The organism is Candidatus Hydrogenedens sp. (assembly GCA_035361075.1).
Classification (GTDB): Bacteria; Hydrogenedentota; Hydrogenedentia; order Hydrogenedentales; family Hydrogenedentaceae; genus Hydrogenedens.
The window spans coordinates 1-20,799 of sequence record DAOSBX010000007.1; the positions used below are offsets into that span (position 1 = coordinate 1).

At 36.8% G+C, this 20,799-nt stretch carries 18 protein-coding genes; 13 read left to right on the forward strand and 5 right to left on the reverse strand.

Annotated elements, in window-relative coordinates; translation table 11 throughout:
• The coding region (locus PLJ10_03395) for a hypothetical protein (protein ID HOK08686.1) at positions 1-891 on the reverse strand (891 nt) is incomplete at its 3' end.
• Positions 892-1,432: 541 nt separating this feature from the next.
• A complete protein-coding gene (locus PLJ10_03400) occupies positions 1,433-2,386 on the reverse strand; it encodes a glycosyltransferase family 2 protein (protein ID HOK08687.1) in 954 nt (317 codons plus the stop codon).
• 168 nt (positions 2,387-2,554) lie between these two features.
• Between PLJ10_03400 and PLJ10_03405 the strand changes: the two genes are divergently transcribed.
• Entirely contained in the window at positions 2,555-3,442 is an 888-nt protein-coding gene (locus PLJ10_03405; protein ID HOK08688.1) for a TIM barrel protein, read from the forward strand.
• A 115-nt stretch (positions 3,443-3,557) separates the two neighbouring features.
• Positions 3,558-5,258, forward strand: a complete 1,701-nt coding sequence (gene argS, locus PLJ10_03410) for an arginine--tRNA ligase (protein ID HOK08689.1) — start codon at positions 3,558-3,560, stop codon at positions 5,256-5,258.
• A gap of 12 nt (positions 5,259-5,270) precedes the next feature.
• Here the strand turns inward: argS and larA are convergent, their stop codons facing one another.
• Positions 5,271-6,581 (reverse strand): nickel-dependent lactate racemase, encoded by a 1,311-nt coding sequence (gene larA / locus PLJ10_03415; protein ID HOK08690.1) that lies wholly within the window; start codon positions 6,579-6,581, stop codon positions 5,271-5,273.
• 76 nt (positions 6,582-6,657) lie between these two features.
• Here larA and PLJ10_03420 point away from each other — a divergent pair, with 76 nt between their 5' ends.
• From PLJ10_03420 to PLJ10_03435, 4 genes are read left to right on the forward strand one after another with little or no spacing between them, the layout of a single operon-like run.
• A complete protein-coding gene (locus PLJ10_03420) occupies positions 6,658-7,224 on the forward strand; it encodes a prepilin-type N-terminal cleavage/methylation domain-containing protein (protein HOK08691.1) in 567 nt (188 codons plus the stop codon).
• Positions 7,221-7,844: a prepilin-type N-terminal cleavage/methylation domain-containing protein gene (locus PLJ10_03425; GenBank protein HOK08692.1), complete on the forward strand. Its 624-nt coding sequence runs from the start codon at positions 7,221-7,223 to the stop codon at positions 7,842-7,844. The genes PLJ10_03420 and PLJ10_03425 overlap by 4 nt, the downstream gene beginning before the upstream one ends.
• Positions 7,841-8,830, forward strand: coding sequence for a type II secretion system protein GspK (locus PLJ10_03430; GenBank protein ID HOK08693.1), 990 nt, complete (start codon positions 7,841-7,843; stop codon positions 8,828-8,830). The genes PLJ10_03425 and PLJ10_03430 overlap by 4 nt, the downstream gene beginning before the upstream one ends.
• A 40-nt stretch (positions 8,831-8,870) precedes the next feature.
• Positions 8,871-10,082: a type II secretion system F family protein gene (locus PLJ10_03435; GenBank protein HOK08694.1), complete on the forward strand. Its 1,212-nt coding sequence runs from the start codon at positions 8,871-8,873 to the stop codon at positions 10,080-10,082.
• A gap of 72 nt (positions 10,083-10,154) precedes the next feature.
• On the opposite strand, the gene PLJ10_03440 is transcribed toward PLJ10_03435, so the two are convergent.
• Entirely contained in the window at positions 10,155-11,387 is a 1,233-nt protein-coding gene (locus PLJ10_03440; protein HOK08695.1) for a hypothetical protein, read from the reverse strand.
• 133 nt (positions 11,388-11,520) lie between these two features.
• Here PLJ10_03440 and PLJ10_03445 point away from each other — a divergent pair, with 133 nt between their 5' ends.
• The gene (locus PLJ10_03445; GenBank protein HOK08696.1) at positions 11,521-13,665 is read left to right on the forward strand and encodes a radical SAM protein; all 2,145 of its coding nucleotides are present in this window, start codon (positions 11,521-11,523) and stop codon (positions 13,663-13,665) included.
• A gap of 2 nt (positions 13,666-13,667) precedes the next feature.
• Positions 13,668-14,459, forward strand: coding sequence for a radical SAM protein (locus PLJ10_03450; GenBank protein ID HOK08697.1), 792 nt, complete (start codon positions 13,668-13,670; stop codon positions 14,457-14,459).
• A gap of 1 nt (position 14,460) precedes the next feature.
• Here the strand turns inward: PLJ10_03450 and aspS are convergent, their stop codons facing one another.
• A complete protein-coding gene (gene aspS, locus PLJ10_03455) occupies positions 14,461-16,233 on the reverse strand; it encodes an aspartate--tRNA ligase (protein ID HOK08698.1) in 1,773 nt (590 codons plus the stop codon).
• 257 nt (positions 16,234-16,490) lie between these two features.
• On the opposite strand from aspS, the gene argC reads away from it, so the two are divergent.
• The 5 genes from argC to PLJ10_03480 are packed head-to-tail and all read left to right on the forward strand — an operon-like array spanning position 16,491 to position 20,797.
• Positions 16,491-17,501 (forward strand): N-acetyl-gamma-glutamyl-phosphate reductase, encoded by a 1,011-nt coding sequence (gene argC, locus PLJ10_03460; GenBank protein ID HOK08699.1) that lies wholly within the window; start codon positions 16,491-16,493, stop codon positions 17,499-17,501.
• Positions 17,502-17,542: 41 nt separating this feature from the next.
• Entirely contained in the window at positions 17,543-18,754 is a 1,212-nt protein-coding gene (gene argJ / locus PLJ10_03465) for a bifunctional glutamate N-acetyltransferase/amino-acid acetyltransferase ArgJ (protein HOK08700.1), read from the forward strand.
• A 17-nt stretch (positions 18,755-18,771) separates the two neighbouring features.
• Positions 18,772-19,641 (forward strand): acetylglutamate kinase, encoded by an 870-nt coding sequence (gene argB / locus PLJ10_03470; GenBank protein HOK08701.1) that lies wholly within the window; start codon positions 18,772-18,774, stop codon positions 19,639-19,641.
• Positions 19,642-19,697: 56 nt separating this feature from the next.
• A complete protein-coding gene (locus PLJ10_03475) occupies positions 19,698-20,333 on the forward strand; it encodes a MotA/TolQ/ExbB proton channel family protein (GenBank protein HOK08702.1) in 636 nt (211 codons plus the stop codon).
• A gap of 2 nt (positions 20,334-20,335) precedes the next feature.
• Positions 20,336-20,797, forward strand: a complete 462-nt coding sequence (locus PLJ10_03480; protein ID HOK08703.1) for a biopolymer transporter ExbD — start codon at positions 20,336-20,338, stop codon at positions 20,795-20,797.
• The last annotated feature ends 2 nt before the right edge of the window (positions 20,798-20,799 follow it).

Sequence of the window (20,799 nt, forward strand, 5' to 3'; positions counted from 1 at the left end):
ATGATCTATTTTGAGTATGAGTCTTATGTTCTGGTCGGCATATTCTCCAAGGTCAGTACGGTAAAATCTCCATCCATCTTTTATAAGATTAACCAATTCTTCTTCCGTATAGTCTTTTTCAAATAACTTCTTTTTCCCATTAGAACTATCCACATCTATTCCAAATTTGAACCCATCACTTACCTTTAAAACTTCTTGAGTGAAGCCCTTTAACCACAAACAACCAATGGCGAATTGCAGGAAGTCGCCCTGTTTAATGTGAAGATCCCACTTAGCTTCATCCTCCCAAATGCATGGCAGGCGAACCTGGTTAAGTTTGCAATAAAGGGGCTCTTTTATACTTTTAGGAAAGAGTTCTGTAGAACGCAGTTTAATTTTCTCAAACTCTCCGTTAAATAAAAGTAATAATTCTGTTGCAATTCCCAAATTATACTTTAGGGCGAGATTTATTTCTTCAACATCTCCGTTAAGTTTGACTTTGTATGAGTTTCTCCAACCAACTTTTTGATAGGTTCCGTAGTTGTCATTCCAGCATACGGTGGCGGTACCTTCTCCATCGAATACCTTCACATTTACTTTGAGACATGAGTAATCCTCCAATCGAATAGGTTCTACAAACTGATATACACAAACTATCTCTTTCCCACGACAACCACTAATTCTCAATCCCTCGCCATCTTCTTTCGACCATTGCACATCATTATTAATTACCTTCCATTGAGTTCCAGGGATGAAAATGCTGTGTTCTGGTAATACACGCTTTGATAGCAATTCATCACAGAGCCGTATTGGTCTCTGCTCCGCATCAGAAAATCTCGCCAGCAAAAGTAATAATGGTAGAGTTATTCCAATAGAAACCCAGTTTAATGTTCTCAACAATTCTTTATTCATCTAAAACCTTTTTACAACATATACATTAATTTGACATTATATTTTACATAATTGAATTTTACCTAAAAATACCTGAGATCTCTGAACGAGGTTTATTTCAAGCAAGTTAGTATTTTGGAGATAAATTATAAAGGGAAAGTGTTGTGAAAAAAAAGTGAAACAAAAATAGAGGGAAGTGGTATAAAGAGCAGGGAAGTAGTTGGACAATTACACAAAATTAAAGCGTTGGATGTGATATGTGCGGTGTCGGTTTCGGGGTTTAGAGAAGAATGGAGTGTATCATTTCTTATTAATAGTGGGCTATGATTAGAAGCAGATATATGGGGGATTGATGCAGGAGGCAAAGAAGCATGCATAGGTGATAAAAAGAGGAACAACGATAGAAAATAACAAATAAGATAGGCGGAAATAGAAAGAAATAGATTAGAATAAGCTTCTGAATTCTTGTTTACTTTGATTTCCAACCAGATTTTGTCTATGAAAATAAGTATAATTTACATCCAAACCTTTTACTCCTCTTGTTCAGAGGCCTCGCATTATATTATTTGTTATTGATAGGTTTTTTATCAGATGTTAATATGACATCTACATATATGTTTTTTTGTTGGAATGAGAATTCTCTACGCAGTATTTCAGCAATTAGTCCGATGCCGATGGTTAAGAAACCAATTCCAATGAATACGGTACTAACAGTTCCTAAAAATACATATCTTAGTTGGTCGCCATGAATATAGAATCCTGCGAGACTCGCAATTAATCCTAATGAACCTAATGCTATGGATAATAAGCCACGTTTTGTAAAGAAGTATGCTGGGGATTGACCGTGCCTTGACAGAAACCATACTGTATAGACATCAACGGCACCATGGAAAAATCGATTAAAACCGAATTTTGATTTGCCATATTTTCTTGGATGGTGTTCAACTGGGATTTCAGTGATTTTAAAACCTGATTCTACTGCAAGGACAGCAATAAGTCGATGCATTTCACCATACAGGGGTATATTTTGGATAACTTCCTTGCGGAAGGCTTTGAAGCCTGTATTTATATCATGCAGAGGCACCTTAAAAACTTTGCGGATGAAGGCATTATATATTTTTGACGGGATTGTTTTGTGCCATGGGTCAAAGCGGTGTTTTTTCCAACCACAGACAACATCGTAGCCTTCCTGAATTTTTTCAATTAATCTGGGAATTTCTTTGGGGTCGTCTTGTAGGTCCGCATCCATTGTAATAACTATATCGCCTGTGGCATTTTTAAAGCCTGTAGCAAGTGCACAACTTTTACCGAAGTTTCTTCGGAATTTTATAATTTCTATTTCTGATGGGTATTTTTCTTGCATTTTTTTCATTGAGGAGAATGTTTGGTCAGAACTTCCATCGTCAATAAGAATAATTTGTATGTTATGTGGTTTTGAATGAGTGATAATCCCTTCGATTAAGGGTTCGATTGTTAATTCTTCATTGACGGCAGGTATTACAAAAGACAAATTCATTTTATTAAGCATACACCTTATTTATGATTTTAATGTTTTTCTTGATTCGTTACTTTTATAATATATATTGCAAACTCGATAATAAAATTTTATTCATAGTATAATCAAGCGGGAAAATTTGTATTTATTGTGAAAACAAAATATAAAGTTAATGTAAGGAGAATAAAGATGAAAAGAAGGAATTTCTTTGTTACTTGTGCCAGTGCTATTGCTGGTGGTGTTTTTTTGGCTGGTAGAAAGTCATATTCTGCGTTACCAGAAGATAAGCCTTTTTCCAACGTTAAGTTGAGAATGAGTGCACCTCTGGATTGGTTTCCTGGTAAGAAGCCTGAAGATAAATTAGAAGCGGTATCTGCTTGGGGTTTACCAGCCTATGAGTGGTTGCATCCGAAAGGTGATTTTAAGTCTATACGAAACAAAGCAGATTCGCTCGGGTTGGAATTAAGTTGTATTGTAGGTGTTGGTGCTATTGCTCCGAGACAAATGGTTGATGAGACGGACCATGACCGACTTGAAAAACAATTTAGAGAACGGATTGAAGTGGCGAAGCAATTAAATTGCAAGCGCTTAATAGGGCTTACTGGAAATGAGAGAACCGATGTATCTCGGGAAGTACAAAAGGAGAATGTTATTACGTGTTTAAAGCGTTTAGCACCTATTGCAGAGGATAATCAGGTTTATATTGTCGTTGAAGCGTTAAACCCATTAGTTGACCATCATGGATACTTTTTGTGTAGAACTGATGATACGATGGAGATATTAAAAGAGGTGAATAGCCCACATGTTTTGATGTTGTTCGATATTTATCATCAACAGATTACTGAAGGAAATGTGATACGAAATTTAACAGAGAATATAAGTAGGATAGGCCATTTCCATGTGGCAGACAATCCAGGACGGAAGGAACCTGGAACAGGAGAATTGAATTATCACAATATATTTAAAGCTATTGCGGGTACGGATTATAAAGGTTTTGTTGCTTTAGAATGTGGTCATTCTACTGATAATTACGAAGATACGTTAAGAGCAACATTGAAATGTCTCGAAGGTATTTAGTTGTTATTAGAGATATAAATACTTGACAAGAGTTAAAAATTTTTATGGTGGCGGAGAAGGTGTTTGTTCGTATTCAATTTTGGTAAGGTAAATTAAGAGAGGAGATTTTCTTTTTGTGTTTGGCTTAACAGATGAGATTAGACGGCGTATTATTGAAACATTTCCAGGTTTGGGTAGCGATGATATTCTTATTGCTACGCCACCAGACATTAAGATGGGTGATGTTGCTGTTCCACTGTTTGCTTTGTCTAAAAAGTTAAACATTTCATTACCAGTTATAGTAGAAGTCTGTTTGCCTCTTTTGGAGATAAAACCATGGGTTACAAAGGTAGAACAGAAGGGTGGGTATCTGAATTTGTTTCTTGACCGAGGATATTGTTCAGTAAAAATCGTTGAAGACGTATTCTCCAAAAGGGATAAGTATGGGTCATTGAGTTCAGGATTTGGAAAGAAAGCACTTATTGAGCATACAAGTATTAATCCGAATGCGAGTCCTCATGTGGGTAGGGCAAGAAATGCCATGTTAGGAGATTGTTTGTCTCGATTATTTCGTTTTGAGGGTTATGAGACTGAGGTGCATTATTATGTGAATGATATGGGTCGGCAGATAGGGCTGTTAGTTTTAATCGCCGATGAGTTGGAGAAGCTTGATTTTAATGGTATTCTTGATGCGTATGTTCAGGCTAACCAGAGGGCTGAAAATGAACCTGAATTTGCCAATAAGGGCTATGAGTTATTGGCTCTTATGGAGCAAGGGGATGAGGAGGTCAGGAAAAAATTTGTTCGTGTAACTGAATTGTGTCTGAGAGGACAATTGCAAGTATTGAAACGATTGGGTATTGAATATGACTATTTTGATAGAGAATCCGATTTTATCGAATCAGAAGAGTTAAACAAAGTCCTTGAGATTCTGAAAGAGAAAGGAGCATTATTTATAGATGAAGAAAATCGTTTAACCGTGGATTTGGCACAGTTGGGATTTACTCAGGAGGAGGGACGATATTTCGTTTTGCGTCGAGCAAATGGGAGCTCTATGTATGGCTATCGTGATTTGGCATATACGATTTATAAAGGGCATAGGGGAACCGATGAGAATTTGATTGTATTGGGAGAAGACCATAAATTATATTTTCAACAAATAGGGTTGATTTTGAGGAGTGCAGGTTATAGGATACCTGAGCCTATTTTTTATTCTTATATTTTATTAAAAGAAGGAAAGATGTCAACACGTCAGGGAAATGTAGTATTGCTCTCTGATTTTTTAGATAATGCATCGTCATTAGCGTTGGAGCGGGTTCGGGAACAATGTAAGGAACTTTCGGAGGAGGAACAGCAAGAGATAGCGGAGAAGGTCGCTGTGTCTGCGATACGTTTTTCTGTTCTTCGAGTAACGCCTTCTAAAAATGTTATCTTCGATATGGACAGTGCTCTATCATTCGAAGGTGATACGGGACCTTATTTGCAATACAGTTGTGCACGGATAAAGTCGATACTTAGGAAATATGGTAAGCCCATTCCTTATGATTTACCTGAAAATTTACCGCTACAAAAAGATGAAGAATGGCTTTTATTGCGAAGTATCTCTGAATTTCCCAGCATTGTTTTAAGTAGTATAAAACAATATAATCCAGCTATTATTGCTGGGTATGCTCTAAATTTGGCTCATGTTTTTACGTCGTTTTATCATGCCTGTCCTGTATTGTTTGCTGAGAATGATGATGTTATAAATATGCGGGTGCAAATTTGTTGGGCGACATTACAAGTGATGGAGAATGCATTATCGCTTTTGGGTATTCCTGTCCCTGATCGTATGTAGTAATGAGACTGTTTATATTGTTGGGACAGAATATGCGGAATCTGGTAGAAACATCCAGGTTGGTTCTTTTATCCCTTGTTTTTTTAATTCCTCCCATGCAAGATTAAAGCCTTCTTCGAGGGTGCTGATTTTTCTTCCTCCCAAAAGTAATACAGTTGATTCGAGTAATTCTGTAAGGAAATAGGTGTGTTGTGACTTTTCAAGTGTTGAGATAATAGTTTGGCCATTGACCTCACCATTTTTTCGTAATGTAGATAACAGCTTGTTTGTATCTCCTATTTCAAGCCATTCTTTGAATTTGTGTCCACCAAGTCCTTCCGGGCATGGGGCAATGAAGATTATTTTCCCGTGAGGTTGTTTCCGTGCTTGCCATGCATTTACCAGTGCTTTATGGCTTTGGAGAAAGTTTTTGGCATCACCTGCGGAAGCAATTACTATATCTGCTTGTTGTGGGATATTTATAGAATAAATATGCTTGGCAAAGTTTGCACCTGTTTCATGAGCGTGAATCAAATCTCCACAGAATATTTTTATGATGTTTTTTTGGGGTGATAATACTGTATTTATGATGAGGTATTCTTTTTGCGTCATAAAAGTTGCTTCTATGAGGTCTTCTGCAACGGGATTCCCTTCCATTACGCCTATCTTTACCTGTGGGTGGATTTCACATCTTTCTGGGTGGATACTTAATGCATGGTTGTGTTGTATCGTGGGCAATGCAGATAGACCTGGTACAATTGATTTTCTACCTCCTCCAAATCCTGCAAAATAGTGAAACAGAATTGTTCCTGTAAGTATGAGGTAATCACTCGACATTACTTCTTGATGGACATAGACAGGTGTGCCTCTTGTTGTTTTTCCTAAATGTTGGTATTGTTTCAAGTCAGAAGGGTCAGGAATGATAATTTGCTGTTTAAATTGATTAAATATCTCCTCTGTTACTATTTTTGATAATTCACTTTCTGTGGGAGGACGATGAGAACCTGCTGATACTAAAAATTGAATGTTTTTTGATTGACATCCAGAGGAAAATAATATCTCTAATAATAAAGACAAAAACTGTTCAACCCCTGTATATCGGAACGTGTCAGAAATCACTATAGATATCTTTTTATTAGAAAGGTTTTTGTGTTTTATATTCTCTATATTTCCGATAGGATTTTGGATAGCATCGTTGAATATTTTGCATATATTTTTTTCTGTTTGAGGAAGTGATAAATTATAAGTACCGATATATCCTTGTTGAGGCAAAGATATTTTGTAAAACTGGTTTAGATATTGTATATTAATATTGATTATTTTTGAGTTTGTGTTTTTTGTCATAATTTTATTTGACTATTGATATTTTTATGTATAAAAATATATAAAAACAACATAGTGTTTGTAAATGAGATTTAATATGAGATTTGGTTTTTATACTAAGAAAAACTTCTGTGATAAAAGTATACCATTTTTTTCTAAGTGTTTGTATGGTTTTTCTCTGATAGAACTAATTGTTGCATTGGCTGTTGTTAGTGTTGCGGTAACAGGGCTGGTGCAAATGTTCTCCATAAGTTTAAATTTATCTCAACGGTCACAGAATATAATATTGGCGAATAGCATTGCACAAGACAAACTATATTATTTAATAAATAATCCACAGTGTTTTTTGTGGAAAATCTCTGAGGCGGGAAAAGAAGGAGGTTATTTTCCTATATTAACATCTAATGAAGAACCAAAATCAGGGAATCCTGTTGAAGAGCCTAAAATTACACCACCTGATTGGGCAAGTTTTCGAAAATATAAAAATGCAAATCAAAAATTTCGTTGGAAAGCCTATGGAAAAATATCAAATAGTAATGAGAATTGTTATGAAGTGATTGTTATAGTTATTTATAAAGAAGGGGGAAGGACGAGATATTATACAGAGACTTCAATAGTGCCACGATTTCAGGTGGATACGATAATTAGGAGTAATAAGACGTGAGATTGAATAGATTTAGAGGTTTTTCGTTAATCGAGATTATAACAGTACTGGCTGTTTTGGCTGTCCTTTCAACAATTGGGATTGTTATCTTTACACGAATTATGGAATACCGAAGAGTCTCTGAAATAAAGCAGAAATTAAATCTCCATTTTTTACAGTTAAGTCATCGTCTACAAGAAGATTTTGACCAAATTGCATCATCTACCTTTACAGGAGGTGCGATGTTCGGGGTTCGTCGTATAGAAGAGCAGAAACGTTATCAGTCAGTTCCCTTAGATGATGACCTTATTTCTTTCCCTATTATTTTCGCAAAAAGTGAGGGAAATGACTCGGTGGTCAGGGTATTTTATTACATTGATAGAACGTTAGGAGGGGTTCCATCTCTTGTGCGAGTGGTGGGTTCTCTTAATGAGAAGCATCCGAACGGAGCGAGAGAAATATTGATTTCTGGGGTACTTGGGATGCGGGTGCATTATTATGATGGGGAAAATTGGGTAGATAGTTGGGAAAAAGAGGTGTATCCAAAAGCAGTAAAAATGAGTTTTATTTTTGCAGATGAGAACAGGTTATGGGAACAGATGGTTCGGGAATGTACTTTTTGGTTAGGAAATATGTTATGAGAGAACATTTTATTAGACATATTAAATCGAGTTCCTTAAGGAATGCAGGTGTGGCGTTAATGATTGCTATATCTGTGCTTGGAGTTTTTGCATTACTTGGGATGTATTATGTTCGTGACAATGAGACAGAATTAAGGAGGGCAGTTATACTTATAGATGAATTAAAAGCGAATAATTATGCTAAGGCTGGATTAAATACCGCATTAGCAGAGTTAAATAAGGCAAGACAAACGAATAGCGTTTCTGAGTTGTTGAGTAGATGTCCTCTTCAATATGAGTATCCCTACTATAAACAGGTATGGAACGTTAATGATAATTTACCATTGGAGCCGTCTGATACAGTTAAGGTAAATGTTTTAATTCATATTTATGATGAGAGTGGTAAGGTTAATATCAACTGTAGTCCTGCAAGTGTTCTACAAAAAATATTAAAAATAGATGGTGCTTCGGCACGTCAGATCGTCTCTAATTTAAATGCTCAAACTAATGTCTCAGATAAAGGCAGATGGATTTATTTGGTAGATGAATTGTTTAGTCGGGGTTGGTTGAACAAGAATCAAGTGGATGTTAATTCTTTTCAATATTTGTCGTCATGGAATGCTGGAGACCCTGAAAGACCGCAATCCTATTTAAATATTAACATTGCTCCAGTGGAGGTATTAATGGCTTGGTTTAATATTAATTTGGAAGAAGCACAAAAGATTGTTAGTGCAAAGCCATTTCATACTGTTAACGATGTAATAACAGTTTTGGGGAAAGACCCCAATACATTTAATTTTAAGGTTGAAGATGCTACTGCAGGTTTTCCATTTCCTTTTACTGATACATCGTCAAGTTTTAGAATTGTTGTTACGGCGGAGTTAAGTAGAGTTGTTTCAGGGAAAAAATATAATAAAGTGTATTCATCTCATGAGACAGGAGTTGTTTTCATAGAAGATGTTCCTAAAATCGTATGGAGCAAAAGAATCCCGACTGAAAAAAAGTAGTGATGGAAAATACATAATATATCTATAAAGGAGAACAGCAATGGCTGAGAAGAACAGTGAAGGAATTAAAAAGGTTCGTAAATCTGGCAAAGGAAAAGTGCAGAGCCTTTCACAAATTGTAAAAGAAGAAGAAATTGTTTCCCGTGAATCTGTGATAGGTGCTTCTTCATTGAGTAGTTTTTCCTTTTTGCGAAGAGGAACAGTTAAATATCAAGAAATTACGGATTTTTTGCGTCAATTGATTATGCTTTTAGAATCAGGGACACCATTGCTAAAATCATTAAAGACATTAGCCCAACGTGGTCAAACTGAAGCTATTCGTGGATTGATAAATGATATGGCAATGTATGTAGAGGAAGGGAATCCTTTATGGCAGGCGTTTGATAGGCATCCTCGTTATTTTGATACGGTATTTGTAAACTTAATAAAAGCAAGTGAGGCAAGCGGAACGTTAACTACTGTATTGCAGAGGCTTGTGGATTACCGACAACGAAGAGATTTATTACGTCGAAAAGTGAGGGGGGCATTATTTTATCCAATTGTGTTAGTAATAGCATGTTTGGCAGTTCTATTATTGTTAACGAATTTTGTTGTTCCTCAATTTCAGGATATGTATGAGAAACAAAATATAAATATTCCATCTGCTACAATGTTATTCTTCCAAATTTCAAACTGGTTCCGTGTATGGTGGTGGTTACCAATTGTATTGATTTTGTTATTGATCCTTGTTTATCAGGTATGGTTTATTCGTAATCCATTGAGACGTTTATCTGCGGATCGTTTTAAGTTAAAGATTCCAATAATTGGGAAAATTATGCACAAATATGCAATTGTTGAAATGATGAGGACATGGTCTTTGTTGTTGAAGAGTGGTCTATCCATGATGTCCTCTCTGGAGCTTACAAAGAATGCTATCCACAATCAAGCAGTGGCGCAAAGTTTACAGACATTGAGGGATTCGGTTGAACGTGGGGCAGGATTGGAGACACCTCTTCGTGCGTCTGCTGATGTAATTCCACCTGTGGTTGCAGATATGTTGATTACAGGAGAGGAATCGGGGAGTTTGGATAAAATAGCGGAGCAAATAGCGGATATATATGATAACGAAGTTCAGATTGCAGTGAATACATTAGGGGAAGCCTTACAACCAATATTTACAATAGCAGTGGGTATTATCGTAGTGACTTTATTTGTATCGTTGTTCTATCCGATGATTAGTATGATAGAACAAATTTCAAATGCAAGTATTTGAGTAAAAAACTGCATAAAAAGGAAAAGGCACACTTTGGAGAGAAGTGTGCCTTTCTTAATTGTGTATTAAATATTATTTGCTTGAAAAGGCATTTTGTATTGTTTGTAGGTCAACGCCCAATATTTCATTTGCTAAATAATTAAGCTCTTTTTCGTCTCCAATAAAATGGAATGTTTTATGGGTGTGTTCTACAAATTCTCCCTTTTTAAGTTCTTCTGCAGGCGATGAGGTTTCTAATTCGTAAAATGGACCTAGTGGTTTTTTCCCAGGACCTAAGGGTCCATCATTATAAGAATTTATAACATCACCGCCATATGGGTCTTTTTGCATTTCCCACATAGAATTAACATAGGGTTTAGGTGTATCAGGTTTGCTATATTGAACAATCGTTAAGACTTTGTTTTTTGCATCATAACTACCACAAACAGATAGAGCCCGTTTGGGGGAAACACCAATTTTGCTTCTGTATTGTCCATCCCCTTTGAAGAACAATATATTATCTTTTACCACTAATCGGTCAGGAGGTACTTTGCCAAAGTAAGCATCGTTGACTTTAGGTCCGAGATATTCTTCTGCTCCTGGTAGGAATGGTATAACAATTGTAGTATCTGGTGAAGGATTGAACATACCTAAAATCCAGATGGATAACAAGCCTTTTTCCTTATTCCAATCTTCATTGCCGATGTTTTTAATTCGATTTTTTGATTCGACACCTATATATTTGATGTTTTGAGGGATACGAACACCTAATGTTCCAGCAATCTGTTCCTTAGATAGGATACTAACAGTTCGCTCAATTGAAATTTGGAAATCGGTTCCAGTCCAGTTCTTTAATTTTGCCTCTTTATGGAATGAGACTTGCTTTTCATTTTGAGAAACAACCTCATAGGGTTCGGTATCAATAACGGGTGGTGTTTGCCAGTGGTCTAAGTCGAAGGGCGAATTAGGCGGGAAAAAGATGCCATATTGTCCACCTTCTGGACCTATCCAGAAACGGTCTTCGCCACCGAAAACATTAATATGGGGTTCTATCTTTTTTGACGAGATTAATTCTCGGTTAATCCAGCCGAAACTTAATCCTTCGAGGCCTTCGGCAGTACTGGTCATAATTCTCCCTTGATACTCTGGAACAACGGCTACTTGCCCTTCAGAATCGGTGTCTTTTAGAAGAATGACTGTTACATATTTTTTTAGGAATTCTACATCGTCTTTGAATCGGGACTCTGAATATGCAGTGTTTTGTGTTAAGCCCATGAGTAATGTTAAGGCAAATAGAATGCAAATAAAAAGCAAACCTTTCATCATTTTTTGTCTCCTTTTATTGTGAGGTTTCGTTTAATACATAAATTATCTATTTTTTTGTTGTTCTTTTCAAGTAGCAAGAATGAAAGTATTATAATATATTACTTTATTTTAATGACTATTTGAGAGTGAGATTATGAAATTGAAAGATTTGTTTTTTAATGGTTTTTATAGTAGTGTTAGTAAAAAGAAGGTTAAAATACTGTATATCTTACCTTCTCATTATGATGATGATGGTTATCCATTCCGTTTTTGGAAGGCATTGCTTCCATCAAACACATCGACATGTATGAAGGCTTTAACTGAGCAGATAGTGGAAGATGGAGAGATAGAAGGTGATTATGAAATATCTGTGGAGATGAGAGATGATTTTGTACATGAAATTGATGTGCAAAAAATAGTATATGACTGTCGTAGACAAAAAGAGGATCTTATAGTTGGATTAGTTGGGGTTCAATCAAATATGTTTTCGAGGGCTACAGATTTGGCACTGATGTTCCGAAAATATGAAGTGCCAGTTCTTATTGGAGGTTTTCATGTAAGTGGGGTTATGAAATTATTCGGTAAACCTACATCAGATTTACAGATGCTGATTGATAATGGTGTTAGTATTGTTTGTGGTGAAGTAGAAGGACGGGGTGTCTTGTCACGGATATTAAATGATGCAATCCGAAGACGATTAAAACCGTATTATATTATTCATGACTCACCTGATATATCATCAGCCAGAGTTCCGGTAGCGGAGCCGGGATATTTGAAACATTTTATGCAACCTATGTGTACAATTGATACAAGTAGGGGATGTCCTTTTAACTGTTCATTTTGTACGATTATTAATGTACAGGGGAGAAAGATTCGATGTCGTTCGGCTCAAATGATACTCGAGGCTATTGAAAAGAATTATGATAATGGATTTTATAGTTATTTTTTTACAGATGATAATTTGTCTCGTTCTCCTGTATGGCGAGAGTTATTTGAAGGATTAATTCAACTGAAACAGAAGGGAAAGAAAATCCGATTTATGATGCAAATAGATACACAGGCATGGAAAATTCCTGATTTTGTTTCGTTAGCTGGAGAAGCTGGTTGTTATCTTGTCTTTGTGGGTATGGAGAGTGTAAATCCAGATAATTTAGAAGCAATGAAAAAGACACAGAATAAAACGTCTGAATATGTTGACATGGTAGAAGCATGGCATAAAGCGGGTATTCTGGTTCATGTTGGATATATTATTGGTATGCCATTTGATACACTTAAGAGTGTTGTTCGTGATGTTGAACTGCTAAAAAATGAACTAAGAGTAGATGAAGCCTCTTTCTTTATTATGACGCCTTTGCCTGGTTCAAGGGACCATAAGGAACGTTTTGAAAGGGGAGAACATCTTGAAGAGGATTATAATTTTTATGATAGCTGTCATGAGACTTTTCCACATCCTAATTTTAAAAAGGGTGAATTGAAGGCAACGTGGCGTAAAGCATGGTCCTTGTTTTACTCTAAAGATAATATTATTGAAATTCTTTTGAGATGTTCACCAGAACAATATTGGAATATCTTTTGGCTGACGTTATGGAATCGTTATTCGACACTGTTGAGTAATCATCCAATGAGTATGGGATTTATACGACGTAAATTGCGTAGAGACCGACGTCCAACGATGGAGAAAGAATCACATTTAGTTTTTATTCGCAGGAGAGTACGAGATTTTGTAAAACAATTAAAGGTTATAATGCAGGTTTTTTATGAATATCAGGAAGTCTGGTTGTTGACACGGAAACAATTAAAGGAGAAACGAGATTGTTTGGCCTCACTTTATTCAAGCATAAAGGAAATTCACACGCAAATTCTCCGGATATTACATACGAACCAATATGCCCAATTTGTTTCTCAGGAATATGAGAATATTTTCCAGAAGTCGAACGAGTTGATTTTGCAACTGTCACACGTATCGGGTAGGATTAATCGCAGAATTCAAAAGAGGTTAGAAAAAGAAATGGATGAAATTCGAGAGCAATTAAGTAATTTTAAGTTTCGTGTTCCTAATATGGAGGATTTAACCCGATTTGATAGTTTTATCCGAAAAACGATTACACGAAAATATGAGGAAATGTTAGTGAAATCTGTTGCACGACGGAGAAGTATTAATAGGTGGTGGGTTCATTTTAAGAATGACTTGGCAGATGGCAAGTTTTATTTCCGTAAAATATTTTTACTACCTGAAATTTTGGTTTATGAATTATTTATAGGGCTGAGGTTTGCTATCTCGGCTGTTCGGATGAAGTAGTTATGCAAGAATCAAATAATCAATATCGCAGGGTAGGTGTAGTAATGCTTCATGGTGCATGTTCTATGAGTTGTTTGTTTTGTATTACAGAGAATGCTGTGCGAGAAATGAACAAGGAGGACGTTAAGGAAGTATTGTCAATTATGAAAGATAGGGAGATGGAAAGCGTTGTTTTTGGAGGGGGTGAACCTTTGCAATGGGGGTATGATTTGTCGGAAGTAATTCATTATGCAAAGTCGATTGGCTTTTATACACAGGTAGGAACAAATGGAGTAGGTTTAACTCAAACAGTGATAGACCAACTGGACGCAGATCGATATGTTCTTCCTGTGGATTCAATACATCCCATGATTCACAATTATTTAAGGTCTGGATTTAGAAATCATTATGATATTATTCAAAAAAGATTGAGAAATTTAGTAGAAAAATCTATATCATTTACCATCTCAACGGTCGTGTGTAGGGTGAACGCAGAGGAACTAAATGGGATGGCATCTTATTTGTTTCATTTGTGGGAGCAAGGAGCAAAGATACATGCGTGGCATCTATATCGTTTTTTGCCCTTTGGCAGAAACGGAAGGAAAAATATAGACATGTTAAATATTTCTTACAAAGACTATATAGAAAAAACGGAACATATAAAACAGAGAGATTTACCTTTTTTTGTTTATCGTAGACCTAATATGCAGTTATCAAAAGAGGTGGACTTCTTTTGGTTAGAGGATGGAGGGTTGAAGATTGGTAGTGAAGTCTGGGTAAAACAGTGTTTCGATGAAGTTATAAATGATAGATGATTTATTTTTTAGGTGGAACAATAGCAATACTTAATTCTTGCAGTTGTTTCGGTGTTACTTCGCTGGGAGCACCCATAAGTAGGTCACGTGCTTTTTGATTTAGTGGGAAGGCAATAACTTCACGAATATTAGGCGAGTCGGTAAGTAGCATAAGGATTCTATCGAAGCCAGGAGCAATTCCACCGTGAGGAGGAGCCCCATAATGGAATGCTTTCCATAATGCTGGGAACTTTGATTTAACTACTTCAGGGGGATAGCCGACAATTTCAAATGCTTTTAGCATGATTTCAGGCTTATGGTTACGAATAGCGCCGGAGGATAACTCGACACCATTACAAACGATGTCATATTGGAATGCCAATATTTCGAGAGGGTCTTTATTCATAAGAGCGTCCATTCCACCTTGAGGCATAGAAAATGGATTGTGCGAAAAGTCATAATGCTTCTCTTCTTCATTCCATTCGAACATAGGGAAGTCTACTATCCAGCAAAAAGCAACGACATCTGTATTTATCATATTAAGTTGTTTTGCGAGGTAAGTTCTGACTTTTCCCATGAGTGTGTTTGTTTGGTCTCGTTTCCCTGCACCAAAGAAAACAGCACTCCCTTCTTTTATTTGTAGCCGTTCAATAAGCATTTTTTTCTCATGGTCTTTCATGAATTTTGCAATAGGACCTTTGAAATCGCCTTCTTTTAAGATGAGCCACGCAAGTCCTTTGGCTCCCTCACTTTTTGCGAATTCTTCCGCGTCATCAAAGAATTTTCGGGGTTGCTGGTCAGCATTTTCAAGATGAATCGCCTTAATAACTCCACCTGTCGTTACCTGAGAACTGAACACTTTAAGTTCTGATTGAGCAAATATATCAGTGCAATCGTGCATTTCCAGTCCATAACGTAAGTCAGGTTTGTCGGTTCCGTATTTTTCCATAGCTTCTCTATAAGGGATTCGTGGAAATTTTTCCCAGATAATTTTTTTATTTGAAAGTTCTTTGAAGATACGGACCATAAGTAATTCAAGTTCATAAAAGATGTCTTCTTGTGTTACGAATGACATCTCAATATCAATTTGATAGAATTCACCGGGACTACGGTCAGCACGTGAGTCTTCATCACGGAAACAGGGTGCAATCTGAAAATATTTGTCAAAGCCAGAAATCATAAGGAGTTGTTTGAACTGTTGTGGGGCTTGAGGAAGGGCATAGAATTGCCCTGGATATAGTCGACTTGGCACAAGGAAATCGCGAGCACCCTCAGGAGAGGAGCTTGTTAATATTGGTGTATGGAATTCATTAAAACCACGAGAAAGCATGTGTTCTCTTACGAGCTGGGCTAACTTACTTCGGAGCATTATATTTTTGTGTAACGTATTTCTTCGCAAGTCTAAAAATCGATACTCTAACCGTAATTCTTCTGGTGTTTCAAGTTCCTTATTTATAGGGAAAGGAAGCTGTTCACATGCAGATTCGAGATGGTATTGAGTTGCTACAACTTCAATTTCACCAGTGTCTATGTTGGGATTAATTGTATCAGGGGTGCGTGCTACTACTTCTCCCTCGATAGTGATAACACTTTCATTCCGAACGCTTTCAACCTCAGGGAAAAAAGGTTTGTCCGGATTAACTACAATTTGAGTGATACCGTAATGGTCTCGTAAATCTATAAAAATAACTCCGCCATGGTCTCGTTTTGTGTGAACCCAGCCAGATAAGCGGACATTTTTTCCGACATCCGATTTTCTTAATTGATTACAGTGATGAGTACGATAAGGATGCATATATTTTCTCCTGCAATTAAAAAAACGTTCTATCTCAAAGAAAGCGATATATTCTATTGTTTTATTACTTGGAATTCAAATCTTTTGGGATATATGAAGGTATATAGACAATATTTTAAAAAAATACATTGTGAAGAGTATAATATCGTTTAATTTCCCACGTATATTTTTTTTGAGAATTAGTATACGTTAAAAAGGCATGTTTTTTCAATGTAACAAATTAATAGATGGGTAATTATTTATTTTAGGAGATGGTTATGATTCGAGTAGGTCTTGTAGGTGCAATTGGTTTTGCAGGCAGAGAATTTATTCGTCTTTTATTATCACACCCTGATGCAAAATTAGTATGTGCAGTTGAAATGGAAACAGGGAAGAAATTACAAGATGTGCTTCCCAATTTTCGCAAACTTATAGATTTAGAATTGGAGCCTTTTGATGCGGATTCTATTGCAAAACGTTGTGATGTTGTTTTCTTTGCTTTGCCAGCAGGTAAGTCAATGCCATTAGCAGTAGAATTGATAAAGAGAAATGTTACTGTGATGGATTTAGGTTCCGATTTTCGTATAAAGGATGCTGAGGTATATGTCAAATTTTATAAAATGGAATACACACATCCTGAACTTTTAAAAACCTCTGTTTATGGATTGGTTCCTTGGTATCGGGAAGAGATAAAAAAGGCAACATTAGTTGCGGTACCGGGATGTTTTCCAATAAGTGCAATACTACCTTTACGTCCGCTGGTTGAACATGCTGATCCGGAGGTGCCTATTGTTATTGATTCTATTTCGGGAATTTCAGGTGCGGGGAGAGGATTAAATGAATTGTTTCATTTCCCGAATATGAATGAGAATATGCGGGCATATCGGATTGGAAATCATCAACATATACCAGAAATAGAACAAGAGATTGGGGGGAAACATAAGGTTCAATTTACACCTCATGTTGCATCGTTAACACGTGGTATCCTGACCACGATAACATTACGACCGACAAAGCCGATAGACCCTTCAAAACTTTATAAATGCTATGAAAAGGAACCTTTTGTCCGTGTTTTGCCAGAAGGACAGTTTCCTGAGATTAATTATGTGCGTAATTCCAATTTTTGTGATATAGGTTGGATGTATGATTCACGGACGGGAAATATTATTATTGTAAGTGCAATAGATAATCTTGTAGGTGGAACAGCGGGCATGGGCTTACAATGTTTGAATGTTAGATTTGGTTTTTCTGAAGATACAGGGCTTCGTCTTCCGGGGATGATGCCGTAGAAATAAAAATATTAAACAATTTGTATATGGAGAGTTATACAATGCATATTGTACCGATAGATGGTGGTGTATGTGCGAGTTTGGGATTTGAATCCTCTGCAGTTTCGGCAGGGATTAAAAATCCTGAACAAAAACGTTTAGATTGTGCCTTAGTAGTTTCTAAAAGCGACGCACATGTGGCGGGGACATTTACTACGAATCGTGTAAAGGCGGAACCTGTATTGTGGTGTCAAAAAGTGTGTGAAAATGGTGTGGCACGTGCAGTGTTTATAAATAGTGGCAATGCAAATGCGTGTACAGGTAAACAAGGGAAGAGGGATGTTGAGACGATAGCAGAACAATTAGCGAGTTTGTTGCATCTTCCAAAAGAACATATTCTTGTGATGAGTACTGGCGTTATTGGAGTTCCTTTGCCAATGGATAGAATTCGGAAAGGCATTGAAGAATGTGTCCGTTCTCTGTCAGTAGAGAATCATTTAAATTCGGCTAAAGCGATAATGACTACTGATACGGTACCGAAAGAATATGCAGTTGCTGTTCAATTATCTAAAGGAATAGTACATATTGGAGGGATGGCAAAAGGTGCAGGAATGATTTGCCCGAATATGGCAACGATGTTATCAGTAATAACAACAGATGCGAAGATATCGCAACAGCAATTAAAATCGCTTCTTTTACGTGCAGTGAATAAATCGTTTAATTGTATATCTGTTGATAACGATATGAGCACAAATGATTCTGTTGTTTTACTGGCAAATGGTGCATCGTCTATTTCGGTTGAAGAAGGTTCTGAGGATGAAACTATTTTTTATAATGGATTGCTTCAGGTGTGTGTATGGTTAGCCCGTAGTATTGTTTTGGATGGTGAAGGGGCAACAAAAATTGTAGAAGTGAACGTTATGGGTGCTGATACAGAAGAAAATGCCCGTAAGGTAGCGAAGGCAGTATCTGTATCCCAATTATGTAAGACAGCATTTTTTGGTGGTGACCCTAATTGGGGACGGATTCTCTGTGCAGTAGGATATAGTGGTGTGCCTGTTATTCCCGAAAAAATAGTGTTATGGATTGGAGATGTAAAGGTGTTTGAACAGGGACTTCCTGCTCAATATGAGGAGACAATGGTTGCTGAAATTATGAAGAATAAAGAATTTTCAGTCTGTATAGATTTGGGATTAGGAACGGAAGAAGTATGTTATTGGACTTCCGATTTGAGTTATGATTATGTAAAGATAAATGCTGATTATAGAACATAGTTAGATAAGGAAAAACCATGCAAAAGATTATTGAAAAAGCTGGGATATTAGTCGAGGCTTTGCCGTATATCCGTGAATTTTTTGGTAAGACGGTTGTAATAAAATATGGTGGTGCGGCTATGCTTGATGAGCGACTACGGCAAAGTACTGCAGAGGATATTGTGTTGATGAAGTATGTAGGGATGAACCCTATTATTGTACATGGTGGTGGTCCTTCTATAAATGTGATGTTAAAGGACCTTGGAATAACACCACAATTTAATCCACAAGGATTACGAATTACAGACGAAAAGACAATGAATGTCGTAGAGATGGTTCTAGGGGGGACGGTGAATAAGGATATTGTCGCTTTAATAAATAAGGCGGGAGGTTCTGCCGTTGGGATTTGTGGAAAGGATGGTCCAATTATTTATGCAGTAAAAAAATATGCAGATGATGGGACTGATATTGGGCAGGTAGGAAGAATAACACGTATCGAGACCAAGTTGATACAAGTTCTATGTGAAGCAGGTTTTATTCCTGTTATTGCACCATTAGCAACAGATGAATGGGGAAATGTCTGGAATGTAAATGCGGATACAGTGGCAGGGGATATTGCTTCCGCTTTGCGAGCAGAAAAATTGGTATTCTTAACGGACACCCCAGGATTGTTGAGAGACCCATCAAATCCAGATACATTAATACACCAGTTAGCTTCCAGTGAAATACATCGTTTAAAAGAAGAAAAAGTTATTACAGGTGGAATGCTTCCCAAGATAGAAGCATGTTTGAAAGCATTAGATAGTGGTGTTCGCAAAACGCATATAATTGATGGACGTATCCCACACAGTTTGCTTCTGGAGATTTTTACTCGGGAAGGATTGGGAACGCTTGTATATCTTTCCTGATAATTTTGCAAGAATTTTGTGGAGTAAAGAAAATATTTTGAAAGGAGAACTAAACAATGCCAATGGACCCTCTTGAAATTATGTTTAAAGGTGGAATTCTCATGTGGCCTATCATGCTTTGTTCGGTGATAGGTGTATGTATTATTATTGAGCGTTTTTGGTTCCTGCGTAGAGCTGGAATTGATACCAGTGAATTTATGGATACCATTCGCCAGATATTGAGACAGAACCGTATTCAAGATGCTATAGATACGTGTAATCGAGTTGATGCCCCTGTGGCACGAATATTAAAAGCAGGAATCATGAGGTATAAAAAATCGAAAGATGAGATACGGGAAGCCATCGAGGATGCGGGACAAATGGAAATACCCCGATTGGAACGATATTTATCTGCTTTAGCCACGTGTGCAAGTATAGCTCCGTTGTTGGGATTGCTTGGGACGGTGCAAGGAATGATTAAATGTTTTGCAGCAATTCAAAATAAGAGAGGGCAGGTAAATCCTTCAGACCTTGCGGAAGGTATATCAAATGCATTGATTACAACAGCTGCAGGTCTTACTGTTGCGATACCGTTATTGGTTTTTTATAACTACTTTGTATCGCGGGTAGATAACATGATTGTAGAAATGGAAATTAGTTCTTCTGAATTGGTGGATTTATTAACACGGCATCAGGGGGATAAGGAGATTTAACCATGAAATTTAAACGAGCATCAGATAAAAGTAAGTTAATAAAGGCAACAATTGATTTAACGCCTCTTATTGATGTTGTTTTTCAATTGTTACTCTTTTTCATGTTAACTTCAACATTTGTGGTTCAGGCATCTATTCCTGTGGAGTTATCGAAAAGTGACTCATCCGAGCAATTGGAGCAGAAAGATGCAACTGTTACTTTAGCCTTTGGAGAAGGTGGTCCAGATAATCAAGGGGAAATATATTATACAGAGGATAGTGAAGTTCCAATTAAAAGTTGGCATGAATTGACGCGGGCTTTGGAGAACTTTTATGAACGGAGGCCCGAGGGACTTCTTTTAATTCGTCCTGACCGTCGTGTCCCTACAGAACGACTGGTCAAAGTTCTTGGCATTGCAAATTCGGTAGGCATAAAGCATTACGGAATTGCTGCTATACCAGCAACATCCGAAACAACACAATAAGA

Excerpts from the sequence above, each read along its gene's own strand:
- argJ (HOK08700.1), top strand. The coding sequence starts at position 17,543 with ATGCATATTGTACCGATAGATGGTGGTGTATGTGCGAGTTTGGGATTT.
- PLJ10_03430 (HOK08693.1), top strand. The coding sequence starts at position 7,841 with ATGAGAGAACATTTTATTAGACATATTAAATCGAGTTCCTTAAGGAAT.
- argB (HOK08701.1), top strand. The coding sequence starts at position 18,772 with ATGCAAAAGATTATTGAAAAAGCTGGGATATTAGTCGAGGCTTTGCCG.
- PLJ10_03475 (HOK08702.1), top strand. The coding sequence starts at position 19,698 with ATGCCAATGGACCCTCTTGAAATTATGTTTAAAGGTGGAATTCTCATG.
- PLJ10_03445 (HOK08696.1), top strand. The coding sequence starts at position 11,521 with ATGAAATTGAAAGATTTGTTTTTTAATGGTTTTTATAGTAGTGTTAGT.
- argC (HOK08699.1), top strand. The coding sequence starts at position 16,491 with ATGATTCGAGTAGGTCTTGTAGGTGCAATTGGTTTTGCAGGCAGAGAA.
- PLJ10_03420 (HOK08691.1), top strand. The coding sequence starts at position 6,658 with ATGAGATTTGGTTTTTATACTAAGAAAAACTTCTGTGATAAAAGTATA.
- PLJ10_03440 (HOK08695.1), bottom strand. The coding sequence starts at position 11,387 with ATGATGAAAGGTTTGCTTTTTATTTGCATTCTATTTGCCTTAACATTA.
- PLJ10_03450 (HOK08697.1), top strand. The coding sequence starts at position 13,668 with ATGCAAGAATCAAATAATCAATATCGCAGGGTAGGTGTAGTAATGCTT.
- PLJ10_03400 (HOK08687.1), bottom strand. The coding sequence starts at position 2,386 with ATGAATTTGTCTTTTGTAATACCTGCCGTCAATGAAGAATTAACAATC.
- PLJ10_03405 (HOK08688.1), top strand. The coding sequence starts at position 2,555 with ATGAAAAGAAGGAATTTCTTTGTTACTTGTGCCAGTGCTATTGCTGGT.
- PLJ10_03480 (HOK08703.1), top strand. The coding sequence starts at position 20,336 with ATGAAATTTAAACGAGCATCAGATAAAAGTAAGTTAATAAAGGCAACA.
- PLJ10_03435 (HOK08694.1), top strand. The coding sequence starts at position 8,871 with ATGGCTGAGAAGAACAGTGAAGGAATTAAAAAGGTTCGTAAATCTGGC.
- larA (HOK08690.1), bottom strand. The coding sequence starts at position 6,581 with ATGACAAAAAACACAAACTCAAAAATAATCAATATTAATATACAATAT.
- aspS (HOK08698.1), bottom strand. The coding sequence starts at position 16,233 with ATGCATCCTTATCGTACTCATCACTGTAATCAATTAAGAAAATCGGAT.